Source organism: Algorimicrobium echini (assembly GCF_900115185.1).
In the GTDB taxonomy this organism is placed as follows: Bacteria; Bacteroidota; Bacteroidia; order Flavobacteriales; family Flavobacteriaceae; genus Algorimicrobium; species Algorimicrobium echini.
Genome location: NZ_FOVN01000002.1, coordinates 350,655 through 363,801, shown reverse-complemented (window position 1 = coordinate 363,801; position 13,147 = coordinate 350,655). Strand labels below are relative to the sequence as shown.

Below are 13,147 nucleotides of genomic sequence, written 5' to 3'. Positions count from 1 at the left end.
AATAGTTGAAAAGCATTGTATTTTAACAACTAAATTCTGTTGATTTGTTATATTTTTCATACTCCTTACTGTAATGATTAGACATTAATAGTTAAAAGCTGTGATATTGTGACACCTATATTTTTATACTAATTGCCGATTAACAATTTAAAGTTTGGATTGTTAATTTCTCTATTACCAGGAAATATATACCTAAAAACGACTATTGGTTTCTTATGGAGTTGCGCACTGGCGGACAAAAGAGGGGACACTTTACTTTAAAACAGTAATACTTTAACAAATACTTGTACTACCTTTAATTTACAAGCTGTATCTTTACAGCATAAATTATTTAGACAGTCTTCTTTTTTAAGATATGCCATCTTAATTAATTCTTTACTTTCTTCATTTCTTTACAAAAGTTGCAAAACGCATACTTTTGAAGTTATTATAATACCAAATCATTTATAAGTTTCATGGAAAATCCAAAGTTTTCACGAATTGCTGATAACGATTTTTCAAAAACGTTACGCCGAAGAGTCAATCTACATTTTAAAACGAAAAATATTAGTAAAAAGGCAAATACAACCATGGTTGTTAAAACTATTGTTATGATGTCCTTATTTTTTATGCCACTAATTTTGCTTTCCACTGGTTTGGTTTCAAGTACCTGGTTGCTTTTTACGCTCTATATTATATGTGGTTTTGGTATGTCAGGAATAGGTATGGGAGTCATGCATGACGCCATACATGGTTCCTATTCCAAAAACAAAACTATTAATAAATTGTTAGGTTATACGTTCAATATGATTGGAGCCAATTCAACAATTTGGAAAATTCAACATAATGTATTGCATCATACCTTTACTAATATAGATCATGCGGACGATGATATTAACACACCTTTTTTCTTACGATTTTCACCTAATGACACACACCACAAGTCGCAAAAATATCAACATATTTATATTTGGTTTTTTTATGGAATTTCTACTTTATTTTGGATTACGGCAAAAGATTTTGTTCGTTTAAAACGATATAAAAACCTCGGGCTTTTAAATCAAAATCAAAATTTTCAGACAGAAATCGTAAAGATGATATCTTGGAAACTTTTTTACTATTCCTATGCTTTGGTATTACCTATGATTATGGTACCTTTGCCTTGGTGGCTGATTTTATTAGGCTTTTTAAGTATGCATCTGGTAACCGGGATCATGGTTAGTGTTGTATTTCAAATAGCGCATATAATGCCAGCTACAGATTTTCCGTTACCAAATGACGAAGGTATGATGACTAATGAGTGGTATCGTCATCAATTTGCAACTACAAGCAATTTTGCACCCAAAAGTAAGCTGTTATTTTGGCTTATAGGAGGTTTAAATTATCAGGTTGAACACCATGTGCTTCCAGATATTTGCCATGTGCATTACAAGGTGTTAAGCCCAATTGTTTCTCAAACCGCTAAAGAATTTGGAATGACATACCACGTTAAAAAAAGTATCTTGCATGCTATAATAGATCATACGAGAATGCTTCGTTCATTAGGAAGAAATGAAATATTAAGTAGTACAGCTGCCTAACAATACTAAATGCGGCCTATAAAATAGAATAGAGATGTTAAAAAGATTGATAAACAAATTAATGAATGCCAATAAAACAGTAGCAACTAAAGAGGGTACTGTGAAATTTTTTAATAGAACCAAAGGGTTTGGTTTTATTACCAGCAATGATTCTGAAGAAGAAATTTTTGTTCATAAATCCAATCTTATTGATAAGATTAGAAAGTCCGATAAAGTAACTTTTCAAATTGAAAAGAGCGATAGAGGCTTAATAGCGACGGAAGTCCGTCGGATTAAAAAAAATAAATAAATTTTAAATTTGTTTACATAACCATCAATATCTGATGGTTTTTTTATGCTAATTTTTAACTGGAATTGGTTTTAATTGAATTATTCCAACAGCATCTAAAACTTTAATAATTAAATAAGTGACATCAATTTCATACCATTTTACTCCAAAATTTGGGCGGCTAGCATACTTATGATGGTTGTTATGATATCCTTCACCCATCATTAAAAAATCAAATCGAAAAAGATTCTTACTGGTGTTTTTCATTTTAAAATTCACGTAACCATAAATATGACCAAACCAATTAATAATAACACCATGAATGGGTGCCATTAAAAATGTTATTGGTAAGAACAACCACTGCCACCAAGCAGTAGCAAAAACAGAAAAAAACGCTATATATAAACCAATCCAAAGAAGTCGAGAAAAACGAGAACTTGCAAAATTATCAAAAACTTTCCATTGCGGTACGTTTTTAGTAAAACGTGCATCTACAGGTATGCGTTCTTGGTTAATATCTTGATATATTGTTTTTGTTTTCCACATCATAGCAAACAAATTAGCATCGTAAGAAGGGGAGTGTGGGTCGTGCTCTGTATCTGTATAGGCATGATGCATGCGGTGCATGATACCATAGCCATAGGCACTTAAATAGCTGGATCCTTGAAAAATCCATGTTAAAATAAACGTGATACGCTCCATAGGTTTAGACATGGTAAAAACCTGATGCGCTGCATAGCGATGTAAAAAGAATGACTGAAAAAATAAGCCTCCATACCAAAGCACAATTACAAATAAAATGATTGTCATATCTTTTTTTTACAAAGATAATTTCTCATTTAACGGCAAACAATGAACCTAAATCAATTAAATTATACTTTAAAATTATTTACAAGCGTTTTCGTATACGGCTTAAAGCTTGTGGTGTTACACCTATATACGAACTAATGTATTTTAGTGGTATAATTTTTAACAGTTCTGGACGCTCTTTAAATAACTTTAAATAGCGTTCTTCTGCTGTTAAATTTAATAGATGTTGTTCCCGTTTAGACTTTATTAAAAACAAGCGTTCAGCGGTAAGTCTACCAATTAAATTTCCTATTTGTGTGGTTTTATAAACCGCTTGCAAATCAGAATAACTGATACTTAAAAGCGTTGTTTTTGTTAAGGCTTGTAGTTCATAAGCAGACGGTGTTTGTGTTAAAAACGAATCGTAAGCACTTACAAATTGATTGGTAAAACTAAAGCCAAAGGTTATTTCTTTTTCGGGATTGTCTTTAGGAATAAATAGGCGAACAACTCCAGATTCAATAAATGAAATATGATTTTCAATATCATGTAGTTTTAAAAAAATGTCTTTTTTGGGAATTATTCTGCGTACGAGTTTAGATGTAAAGAATGTCCAATCAGTATCTGATATAGTTGCTATTTCTTCCAGATAGGTTTTAATTTGTTGCACGTATTTTAGTCGTTTTTTAGGTTGCGAAGATAGCTAATTTTAAATACTCATTTTTTTTATGGTCGTCAAATATTCAATGGATTTTATCGTAAGAAGCCTTGATATTTCAATTGTTGATTTGGCTTAATTAGCTAAACAGTTTTAAGCATATTTATGTTAAATTAAATTTGAGAACGGAGACTATTTATATTAAAAAAAAACAGGGTTATCCAGCTAGAATAACCCTATTAATAATACATGTTTAACTTTAAACTTCAACAACCATTTTACCCTTATTCTTACCATCAAATAAGTTGATAAATGCTTTAGGAGTATTTTCAAATCCATTTACTATGGTTTCTGAATACGTTAGTTTTTCTTTCGCTAACCATTCCGATAATTGTTTCATAGCTTCAGGAAATGTATCTTCATAGTTAGAAACAATAAAACCTTGCATAAGCGCACTATTTTTAATTAAGAAGGGTTGAACACTTATACTTTTTGGTAACTCTGTATCATTATAAACAGAAATGGCTCCACAATTAATGATGCGAGCAAACGTGTTTATATGAAATAGTATTGCTTCTGATATAGGACCACCTACGTTATCAAAATAAATATCCACACCATTGGGTGCGGCTATGGATAAGGCTGTTTTCATATCATCAGTCGTGTTGTAATTAATGCCTTGGTCGAAACCAAATTTAGATTTTAAAAGATCAATCTTTTCGTCTGAACCAGCAATTCCAATAACAGTTAAACCTAGAATTTTACCTATTTGACCAACTACCGATCCAACTGCTCCTGCTGCACCAGAAACAACTAATGTTTCGCCTGCTTTGGGTTTTCCAATTTGGGTAAGTCCACAGTAGGCAGTTAAACCAGTCATTCCTAAAATTCCTAAATAAGCACTTAAAGGGGCTTTTTGAGCATCCACTTTTAATAAGCCTTCACCATTTGAAATTTGATGTGTTTTCCAATCCAACCGACCCGAAACGTAATCATCTATTGAAAATTTGTCATTTTTAGAATCAACAACTTTAGCTATTATTCCAGAGCTAACAGGTTTATTTAGTTCAAAAGGTGGAACATAGGATTTCTCATCTCGCATACGACCACGAAGATAGGGATCAACGGAAATAAAGGTTGTTTCCAAAAGTATTTGACCATTTTTTAGTGATTCATCAATATCTTCATTAATAAGCTCAAAATCAGATGTACTAGGCTTTCCTTTTGGTCTATTTTTTAATAATATGGTTTGTATTTTCATCTTTAAAATATTATAATTTAAACGTTTTAATTTAGCTAACAACTTGATTAACGCGTTCTACAGAATCATGTTTTGTAAGTGATAATCTTATGATGCAATCTTCAAGACATTTTAAATCGTGCGGCTCATTGGCATCTAAAGCTATTAAATCACCTTTTTTAAGGTAAAGCTTTTGTCCTTGTACACCAAATTCTATCTCACCTTCAAAAATAGAAATAACAATAGGAGCTGGCGCTTTGTGCTCTTTCATAACTTGCGTTTTACGCATAGCAATTCTAATTTCTTTGGAATAATTGCTCTCTAAAAGGATACTAATGGCAGGTTTATCAGGATTGTAAACTATATTTTTGGTTATTGATGCTATTTTCATAATTGTATTTTTTTTTGATTTAAGTTAATAAGTTAGAGTCTTATAACTCGATATTAAATTTATTCGTTACTGATTAAAATAGATTTCACATTAACAAATTCCCGCATGCCAAAACCGCCATGTTCGCGGCCATAACCAGAGTCTTTTACACCACCAAAAGGCATGTTGGGTTCCGCTAATCCGAAGGAATTAATAAATACCATACCAGTGTCAAAATGTAGGTTGGCTAATTTGGTGGCACGCGATACATCTTTTGAAAAAATACCACCACCTAAACCAAAACGGCTATCATTGGCTATGCGCATGGCGTCTTCTTCATCTTTTGCTTTAATAAGCGATGCTACTGGTCCAAAAAGTTCATCACTATAAGCTGGTTGTCCGGGTTTTACGTTGCCTAAAACCGTTGCAGGGTAAAAATAACCTTCACCATCCTCGGGCTTTCCGCCACACAGAATTTCAGCGCCTTTTTCAACACTTTCCGTTACTTGTTTATGAATTTTTTCACGTAAATCTTCACGAGCCATTGGTCCTAATTCGGTGTTTTCATCATTTGGATTTCCTAATTTAAGTTGGCTCATGGCTTTAACAAAAGCGTCTTTAAATTGATTGTAAACTGCCTCTACAGCTATAAATCGTTTGGCAGCTATGCAGGTTTCACCATTATTATAAATACGTCCTTGTACAGATTTTTTAACTGCTAACTCTAAATCGGCATCTTCTAAAATGATGTATGCATCATTACTTCCCAATTCTAAAACGGTCTTTTTTAGGTGTTCTCCTGCTTTCTTACCAATTACTTTTCCAGCATTTGGGCTTCCAGTAAGCGTGACACCACGAACCAATTTATGTTCAATTATAGTATCCGATTGGTCGTGGTTGATAACCAAAACACTAAATAAACCGTCTGGCAACCCAGCTGCTTTAAAAATAGCTTCTAATTTTTTAGCGGTTCCAGTAACATTTCCAGCATGTTTTAATAGAACGCTATTCCCAGCCATCAAGTTGGTAATGGCATAACGAATAACTTGATAGCTTGGGTAATTCCATGGTTGAATTCCGTAAATAATACCAATGGGTGCGTAGGTAATAAGTCCTGTGCCACCGTTTGACAATTGACGTTTTTCTTCTTTTAAATTTTTGGCAGCAGTTGAGGCGCAATAATCACAAATAGCAGCACAAAGTTTTACTTCCTGATGACTTTGCTTTAGGAGTTTACCCATTTCGTCTGTCATGAGTTGTGCTAGTTCTGATTTTTGATTTTTCAGTTCTACACCAATGGATTGGATAATTTCTCCGCGTTCATCAAAAGATTTTAAACGCCATTCTTTAAAGGCGTTATGCGATTTTTGAATGGTATTTTCTATTTCAGAATCCGACATATACTGATAGGTTTCTAAAGTTTTGCCATTCGTTGGATTTATAGTTTTAAAGGTTTCTGTTTTCATAGTTTTTCTTTTTTATTGTTGTTCACTTGGCACGATATAGACATCGTTAATATTTACACGATTAGGTTGTGATAAAGCGTAGTAAATAGCGTTGGCAATATCATCGGCCTCTAAGGTTGTCATGTTCTGCATGGCAGACATTTTCTCTTTAATGTCTTCATCGGTAATGGTATCAGTTAAATTCGTATCTACAGCTCCAGGCTCAATAGACGTTACATTAATACCGTATTTTGGTGCTAATTCTTGTCGAAGACCTTCTGAAAACATTTTAACAGCAGATTTTGTAGCGCAGTAAACCGCACCTCCTGGGAAATAACGATTTGCAGCCATAGAAGAAATATTAATGATGTTGCCGCCTTTTTTTTTAATTAGGGTAGGGAGTACAGCAGACACACCATTTAAAACACCTTTAATGTTGACGTCTACCATGGTATTCCATTCATCAGTTTTTAATTTTTCAACAAATGATAAGGGCATTAAACCTGCATTGTTAATTAAAGAATTAATGGTTCCATATTTTTCTAGTGTTTTAGTCACCACAGTTTCAAATGCTTTTTTATCGGTAACATCTGCAGTTACAACATATGCTTCGCCTTGGCTATCTTCAATTTCTTTTTTTAAACTGTTTAATTTATCTGTGCTTCTTGCAGTAAGCACCACTTTAGCGCCTTTTTTAGCTAATAGTTTTGCTGTAGCTTTTCCAATTCCACTTGAAGCTCCAGTAATTATAATGACATTGTTTTTCATAGTTTTAGAATTTTTTAGATTTTCTGGAATATCAATATTATAAATGTATCAGACAGTCTCTAATAGATTTATCTTTAACGCAATACAAAAAATGTAATGATAGTAATTACAGATGTTTTTGGAATATTTAAGATTTTAAACCAAACTTATTAGAATAAGTTTTCCTGCTACAATAGGAGAAACAAGAATTTGTCTTGGCCTTTAATTAAGGCGACTCATTATTTAAATTTCTGAAGAAAAAACACAATTAAGGAATAACCAACTTCAAGAGAAAATAGCATTTGGGCATCCAAAATTATAATTTGGTAGTAAATTCGTGCATTAGTAAAAACAATATTAGCTTGCTAAATCATGACACCATTGTGAAAAAGTGATGATTCGGCAAGCTAATGTTGTAAAAGGGTTGATTAATAAGTAGGTTACTTTTTAATCACTTTATAGGAATAAGATTTTTCATTAGTATTAATAATCAAAACATAAACGCCTGTAGCAAAATTATTGAAATTTATGCGTTGCATTTGATTATTGGATGCTTTAGAAGTAATCAGTTGCCCTTGTACAGAGTAGATGGTATACTTATAATCTGTTAATTGGGTATTAATTGTTAAAAAGTTAGAAACCGGATTTGGATAGAAACTAACCGCATCAAAATTAACTTTGGTTAAACCTAATGTTGAACTATCATAAATACCTAAATCAATATCTAAATTGCTTGAACCACCTGCTGTTAGCGTCACATTGACAGTTTTGGTTATAGGATCAAAATCACTATCTACTGTGGTATCTCCACCTGCATTTTGAATACTAATATCTGGTAAGTTTAAGGTCGGTACTGCAGTTAAGGTATACGTTCCTGGTGTTAAAGCAGGTAAGGTGTAAATGCCATTAGCATTAGATGTTGTAGATCCTAAAAAGCCATTTCCTGTAATACGAATTGTTACACCTTCTACACCAGTTTCACCTGAATCCTTAATGCCGTTACCGTCCAAGTCATTCCAGACTAAATTGCCAATTTCAAACAAATCAAGGCTGTTTGAAACAGGGTCTGCTGTACTTGTAGGATTTCCTACTAAAGTTGGTGCGCACGAGTTTCCTGATGCAGCATAATTTATGACAGCTGTAGCTTCTAGAGTTGTTGTAGGTCTTGCAATAATAATACAATCTGTAACACCATTAAGATTGGTAATGGTATTGTTTGTTATTTCAGCATTAATAATATAATTTTCATCATCAACACCTGATGAATCTGTAATTAAAATTCCGGCTTGACTCATATCAGCAGGTGAATTGTCGGAATTTGGATTATCTATAGTATTATTATTAATAACTAAATTCCAAACGTCTGTTGAAACATCATCGCAAAACGGTCTAATATAAATACCGTTGTTTATGATACCAGATATCGTGTTGTTATCAATTGTTAAGGTTGCTTGCACACCATTGGATGTACTGTCACCATCTATAAACATACCATTACTGGTGTTTAAATTATCACCTATAATGGTGTTATTTGATATGGTTCCATAAAGGGTGTTATTAATACCATCTAAATTAATTAAAAGTGCATCACCATCTACATTGGTTAACGTGTTTCCAGTAATGGTAAAGCGAGCTTCTAAATTAGCAGCTGCTGGACTACCATTTCCAAGGTGTACATCTATACCGCTACCAGATCCAAGCCAGTTGCTAAAACTATTATTGGTAATTACCAAAGTTGCATGGCTATTGTTATTTTCAAAAGCAACCTCTATTGCATCATCTTCTAATGTTCCTGTGTTTGAGTTATTATCAATAAGAATATTAGCATCTCCACCAATACCATTTTCACCTACACCAATTTTTATCAGGTCGTCATTGCCGAAATTACCAAAACTATTATTTAAAATAGAGGTACTCAATTCTGTAGTACTATTAGAGTTCAGATAGATTCCGTTTGTATTATCTGCTGAAAACGCGTTACCAATTACGGATATATGACCCAATACATTGGACATATGAATAATACCTTGACTATTAGAGTTTAAAGAAGAGGTTAAGGTAAACCCAGAGATTGTAATATTTCCGGTATGTCCAGCCGCAAAAAAAGCTGGTGCCGAATTACCATTAATGGTTGCATTACCTGCATTTTCTGCTTGAATAGAAATACCATTTGGTCCCATAGCAAGATTAATACTTTCGTTATAAGTACCATTAGCAACAACTATTATATCATTATTGGATGCGGCATTTACCGCAGCTTGAATAGTAGATTGATCTGTTGGAACATGGATAACCGTTTGCGCTAAAGCAAACTCTGTTATACATAAGCAAATTGTAAAAATTGTAAACGTAATTTTTTTCATGTGTTTAAAAATTTGGGGTTATTAAAATTGGGGTCAAATATAACTTTTATATAAATTATACCACACTAAATGTATTAAATGTATTAAAGGTTTAGGATTTAAAATTTCAGGCACAATTCTTACTTGGTTTTAACCATAACTTAAAGTTAATGAAAAATGTAGCCGCGTTTTTAATTATTTATAAGCGCTTCAATAGCGTAGTAGAGCCTGTTTTGAGCATTAGCTTGCGACCCAAAAAAGGAACGGAATAAGACACCATTTTCTGTAATTAATACCCATTGCGGAGTTCCTTCTGCTTTGAATTGATCATAGACTCTATGATGTTCGTCTATGTAAATTGGAAAAGGAATTTGGCCATTTCTAAAAATACGTGTTATAGATGTTTTAGTTCCTTCTCGATTCTTAAAATCGGCATGAATACCAATTACTTGAATACTAGAGTATTTTGTTTGAAATTCGTAGGCAAGAGGAATAGCGCGTCCTGTACATCCTAAACAGTCATTATTATAAATAATTAGCAGTAAGATTTTGTTGTTGTACCTCGATATTAAATCAACAACAACACCTTCTAAATCTTTAACATGAATGGAATGGATTTTTGAAGTCATATTTCAGTAAGATTTTTAAAGATAACGGAATTTACTTATGGGTACGTCATTAATCACAAATTTAATTGCATTAAAAACCAACCAAACATTATTTAACTATTAATGTTGTTTATGTGCTATTTACACGTACTTTTGCGCCCTTAAATAAATTTGGTATGAAGCGCATAAACGAATATAAGAAACTCTTTGGAGTAGAAAAGGAAGTTGATTTAAAGACTTTAAAAAAAAGCTATCGTGATTTGGTTAAAGAATGGCATCCGGACAAGTTTCAAGATGGAGACGAGCGTCAAGAAGAAGCCGAAATTAAAAGTCGAAAAATTATTGATGGTTACCATTTTTTGGTAAGTATTGCTCCAAAAACTATTGCAGCTAATTTAGAAAGTTATACCGAAACTATTACCAATTCTGGTATTGCAGACTATACACATAAAGGCTTGTTATTAGAAATTTTCTTTCAAGACGGATCGTCTTACGAGTACTTTGGTGTTACCAAGCAGGTTTATATTAAAATGATTAATAGTGATAAATTAAATCGCTTTGCGAAACGTAATATCTATCCAAATTACACATACCGAATGACCAAGCGCATTCACGAAAATGCATAATGTTTGGCTTGTATTTCATGTATCTATAAAATACAACAGAATTATTACAATGAATATTAAATGATTTATACTATTCAATTTAAATTTTGATTGATGAGTTTACCAATTCAAACCACGTTTTTAATCATTTGTATTGTAGGTTTTTATCGTTTTTTTTAACTGATAAAAGTCATGATTTTTCTGCTCAATATGTTTTATTTTTAGTTTCCTATTAACTAAAAAAAGCTATAGTATGCGTATCATATCACTTCTTTTATTAATTCTCGTTTGGCATAGTTGTAAGTCCGATAAAAAAGTTGAAGAATCAATAAACAATGCTGTCCCAAAACGAGCAGAGTTAAGTTATGATTCTAAAATATTTCTAGGAAATCGTTTGTTTTCAGAAAAAACCTGTGTCACCTGCCATGCCATTGAAACCTATTATAAAGCGCCTTCTGTTATTGAAATCATGAAGGTTTATAAAGAAAATAATGCAGATATCGTTTCCTTTCTAAAAGGTAATTCCAAACCAATCCTTAATGTAAGTGCTAACGAAGTGGCTATAATGCAAAATAATATTGATGGCTTCTTGAAAAAAATAACAGATGAAGAATTAAATGCCATCGCCACATATATGATGCATGTAGACGAATTGGTAAAAAATAAATAGTTATTTCTTAATCGGTACAAGGTTTAATGCTGTAATTTTAAGCTAGGATTGCACTGTTGAAAAATAACCGTTTTTTTCAGTAATAAAATTTCAAATGATTTGTACTTTTCCCGAAAAATAAACTAAAATGTCTAAAGAACACTTTATGAAAGAAGCTGTTAATGCAGCTTTAAAGGGAATGCATAATAATGAAGGTGGACCGTTTGGCTGCGTAATTGTTAAAGATGGCAAAATTGTTGGAAAGGGAAATAATAAAGTAACCTCTACAAATGATCCAACAGCTCATGCCGAAGTAACTGCCATAAGAGATGCCTGTAAAAACTTAAATTCATTTCAATTAGATGGTTGCGAAATTTATACTTCTTGTGAGCCTTGCCCAATGTGTTTAGGTGCTATTTATTGGGCAAGACCTGATAAAGTGTACTATGGTAGCAATCAAAATGATGCTGCTAATATTGGCTTTGATGATGAATTTATCTATAAAGAAATTCCATTACCTTATTCAGAACGCAGTATTCCATTTGAACAACTAGCACGAGATATAGCTCTAGAACCATTTCAAGAATGGACAAAAAAAGTGGATAAAACAGAATATTAGCATTTAGCTATCAATGATTAGCCTAATCTGTGTACGTTATTGATTATGAAAGAACGAAATGAGAATGGATTAAATAGTGTTTCCCAAATATGGCTAATCATTGGTGTTCTATTGATAGCCGTTAACTTAAGACCTGCATTATCAAGTATTGGGCCTTTAATAGACATAATCCAACATGACCTTGGACTTTCTGAAACCCTATTAGGTTTATTAACCACATTACCCTTAATTGCTTTTGGAGTCGTTTCGACTATAACAGCTTTATTTACCAAGCATTTCGGTATTGGAAATACACTTTTAGGTGCGTTAATAGTATTGGCAATAGGAATTATTATTCGTTCCTTGGGAGGTGTATTCGAATTGTACTTGGGTACCATTTTGTTAGGGATTGCCATTGCTTTTGGAAACGTTTTAATTCCAGCACTAACAAAAAGAAATTTCCCACATAAAGCTGGACTTGTTACCAGCTTATATACAGGTGTTATGTCCCTTGGTGCAGCTTTAGCTGCAGGATTAAGCGTGCCTTTGGCGGTAAATTTAAATTTAGGTTGGCAAGGAGCTTTAAGCATTTGGTCTCTATTGGCTGTAGTAGCTATTATATTATGGATTCCAAACTTGAAACACATAAATCGTACAGTACCCAGTAGAAGTTTTAAAGTGGCTATAAAAAAATTAAGTGGTTCCAAATTAGTTTGGAAATTAGCACTGTATATGGGACTGCAATCATTTATGTTTTATGTAGTTTTAGCATGGCTACCAGCCATCCTTATAGATCGTGGTTATCAAGCGTCCTACGCAGGTTGGATGCTTTCCTTATCTCAAGCTACAGGTATTGTGGGTGCTATTTTAGTTCCTGTATGGGCAGGTTCTCTAAAAGATCAACGCTTGGTCATTATCTTATTAATTCTTATTGAAATTATTGCCTTAATTGCACTCTTGTTTCCTTCAATAGGTTTTACAGAATTCTGGGTAGGCATCCTTGGGTTGGTATTGGGAGGTACTTTTGGACTCGCTTTATTATTAATTGTTTTACGGGCTCATGATGCTGAAACGGCTGCTGAATTATCGGGTATTGTACAATCCATAGGTTACTTTATTGCAGCTACAGGACCTTTTGTTGTTGGTGCGATTTTTGAAATTACCCAAACTTGGAATTATGCATTACTTTTATTGGTTTTCGTTGCTATTTTAAAACTAATAATGGGTATTGGTGTTGGAAAGGATAATAAGGTTTAAAGCAAACTGCAG

Annotated in this window: 14 protein-coding genes; 6 read left to right on the top strand and 8 right to left on the bottom strand. The window is 32.8% G+C overall.

The genetic code is table 11. The annotated features are described in order from the left end of the window. Positions 1-455 precede the first annotated feature (455 nt). Both BM239_RS07815 and BM239_RS07810 read left to right on the top strand, forming a co-directional pair. Positions 456-1,559 carry a fatty acid desaturase family protein gene (locus tag BM239_RS07815; protein ID WP_092207199.1) on the top strand — a complete coding sequence of 368 codons (1,104 nt, stop codon included), beginning with the start codon at positions 456-458 and terminating at the stop codon, positions 1,557-1,559. A gap of 34 nt (positions 1,560-1,593) precedes the next feature. Further along, entirely contained in the window at positions 1,594-1,848 is a 255-nt protein-coding gene (locus tag BM239_RS07810; RefSeq protein WP_092207197.1) for a cold-shock protein, read from the top strand. A 48-nt stretch (positions 1,849-1,896) separates the two neighbouring features. On the opposite strand, the gene BM239_RS07805 is transcribed toward BM239_RS07810, so the two are convergent. The 8 genes from BM239_RS07805 to BM239_RS07770 all read right to left on the bottom strand — a co-directional run bounded on the left by BM239_RS07805 (position 1,897) and on the right by BM239_RS07770 (position 10,047). Further along, entirely contained in the window at positions 1,897-2,637 is a 741-nt protein-coding gene (locus BM239_RS07805; protein WP_092207195.1) for an acyl-CoA desaturase, read from the bottom strand. Positions 2,638-2,716: 79 nt separating this feature from the next. Then, positions 2,717-3,286: a Crp/Fnr family transcriptional regulator gene (locus BM239_RS07800; RefSeq protein ID WP_092207193.1), complete on the bottom strand. Its 570-nt coding sequence runs from the start codon at positions 3,284-3,286 to the stop codon at positions 2,717-2,719. A 247-nt stretch (positions 3,287-3,533) separates the two neighbouring features. Then, the gene (locus BM239_RS07795) at positions 3,534-4,535 is read right to left on the bottom strand and encodes an NADP-dependent oxidoreductase (RefSeq protein WP_092207542.1); all 1,002 of its coding nucleotides are present in this window, start codon (positions 4,533-4,535) and stop codon (positions 3,534-3,536) included. Positions 4,536-4,566: 31 nt separating this feature from the next. Next, entirely contained in the window at positions 4,567-4,905 is a 339-nt protein-coding gene (locus BM239_RS07790; RefSeq protein ID WP_092207191.1) for a cupin domain-containing protein, read from the bottom strand. 59 nt (positions 4,906-4,964) lie between these two features. Then, complete coding sequence (locus BM239_RS07785) at positions 4,965-6,350, bottom strand: NAD-dependent succinate-semialdehyde dehydrogenase (RefSeq protein WP_092207189.1); 1,386 nt, start codon at positions 6,348-6,350, stop codon at positions 4,965-4,967. Positions 6,351-6,362: 12 nt separating this feature from the next. After that, positions 6,363-7,097 (bottom strand): SDR family oxidoreductase, encoded by a 735-nt coding sequence (locus tag BM239_RS07780; RefSeq protein WP_092207187.1) that lies wholly within the window; start codon positions 7,095-7,097, stop codon positions 6,363-6,365. A 419-nt stretch (positions 7,098-7,516) separates the two neighbouring features. Continuing rightward, entirely contained in the window at positions 7,517-9,439 is a 1,923-nt protein-coding gene (locus BM239_RS07775; protein WP_092207185.1) for an SdrD B-like domain-containing protein, read from the bottom strand. Positions 9,440-9,609: 170 nt separating this feature from the next. Beyond that, positions 9,610-10,047 carry a TlpA family protein disulfide reductase gene (locus BM239_RS07770; protein ID WP_092207183.1) on the bottom strand — a complete coding sequence of 146 codons (438 nt, stop codon included), beginning with the start codon at positions 10,045-10,047 and terminating at the stop codon, positions 9,610-9,612. Positions 10,048-10,202: 155 nt separating this feature from the next. On the opposite strand from BM239_RS07770, the gene BM239_RS07765 reads away from it, so the two are divergent. The 4 genes from BM239_RS07765 to BM239_RS07750 all read left to right on the top strand — a co-directional run bounded on the left by BM239_RS07765 (position 10,203) and on the right by BM239_RS07750 (position 13,135). Then, on the top strand, positions 10,203-10,652 hold the full coding sequence (locus tag BM239_RS07765) for a KTSC domain-containing protein (protein WP_092207181.1): 450 nt from the start codon (positions 10,203-10,205) through the stop codon (positions 10,650-10,652). A gap of 232 nt (positions 10,653-10,884) precedes the next feature. Further along, a complete protein-coding gene (locus tag BM239_RS07760) occupies positions 10,885-11,301 on the top strand; it encodes a c-type cytochrome (RefSeq protein WP_092207179.1) in 417 nt (138 codons plus the stop codon). Between the two features lie 127 nt (positions 11,302-11,428). Next, positions 11,429-11,899, top strand: a complete 471-nt coding sequence (locus BM239_RS07755; protein ID WP_092207177.1) for a nucleoside deaminase — start codon at positions 11,429-11,431, stop codon at positions 11,897-11,899. A gap of 45 nt (positions 11,900-11,944) precedes the next feature. Continuing rightward, positions 11,945-13,135 carry a CynX/NimT family MFS transporter gene (locus BM239_RS07750; protein ID WP_092207175.1) on the top strand — a complete coding sequence of 397 codons (1,191 nt, stop codon included), beginning with the start codon at positions 11,945-11,947 and terminating at the stop codon, positions 13,133-13,135. The last annotated feature ends 12 nt before the right edge of the window (positions 13,136-13,147 follow it).

What these genes read in the sequence shown, in the direction of transcription:
- BM239_RS07780 (WP_092207187.1), bottom strand. Translation starts at nt 7,097, where the DNA reads ATGAAAAACAATGTCATTATAATTACTGGAGCTTCAAGTGGAATTGGA.
- BM239_RS07750 (WP_092207175.1), top strand. Translation starts at nt 11,945, where the DNA reads ATGAAAGAACGAAATGAGAATGGATTAAATAGTGTTTCCCAAATATGG.
- BM239_RS07785 (WP_092207189.1), bottom strand. Translation starts at nt 6,350, where the DNA reads ATGAAAACAGAAACCTTTAAAACTATAAATCCAACGAATGGCAAAACT.
- BM239_RS07805 (WP_092207195.1), bottom strand. Translation starts at nt 2,637, where the DNA reads ATGACAATCATTTTATTTGTAATTGTGCTTTGGTATGGAGGCTTATTT.
- BM239_RS07765 (WP_092207181.1), top strand. Translation starts at nt 10,203, where the DNA reads ATGAAGCGCATAAACGAATATAAGAAACTCTTTGGAGTAGAAAAGGAA.
- BM239_RS07770 (WP_092207183.1), bottom strand. Translation starts at nt 10,047, where the DNA reads ATGACTTCAAAAATCCATTCCATTCATGTTAAAGATTTAGAAGGTGTT.
- BM239_RS07815 (WP_092207199.1), top strand. Translation starts at nt 456, where the DNA reads ATGGAAAATCCAAAGTTTTCACGAATTGCTGATAACGATTTTTCAAAA.
- BM239_RS07790 (WP_092207191.1), bottom strand. Translation starts at nt 4,905, where the DNA reads ATGAAAATAGCATCAATAACCAAAAATATAGTTTACAATCCTGATAAA.
- BM239_RS07760 (WP_092207179.1), top strand. Translation starts at nt 10,885, where the DNA reads ATGCGTATCATATCACTTCTTTTATTAATTCTCGTTTGGCATAGTTGT.
- BM239_RS07775 (WP_092207185.1), bottom strand. Translation starts at nt 9,439, where the DNA reads ATGAAAAAAATTACGTTTACAATTTTTACAATTTGCTTATGTATAACA.
- BM239_RS07795 (WP_092207542.1), bottom strand. Translation starts at nt 4,535, where the DNA reads ATGAAAATACAAACCATATTATTAAAAAATAGACCAAAAGGAAAGCCT.
- BM239_RS07755 (WP_092207177.1), top strand. Translation starts at nt 11,429, where the DNA reads ATGTCTAAAGAACACTTTATGAAAGAAGCTGTTAATGCAGCTTTAAAG.
- BM239_RS07810 (WP_092207197.1), top strand. Translation starts at nt 1,594, where the DNA reads ATGTTAAAAAGATTGATAAACAAATTAATGAATGCCAATAAAACAGTA.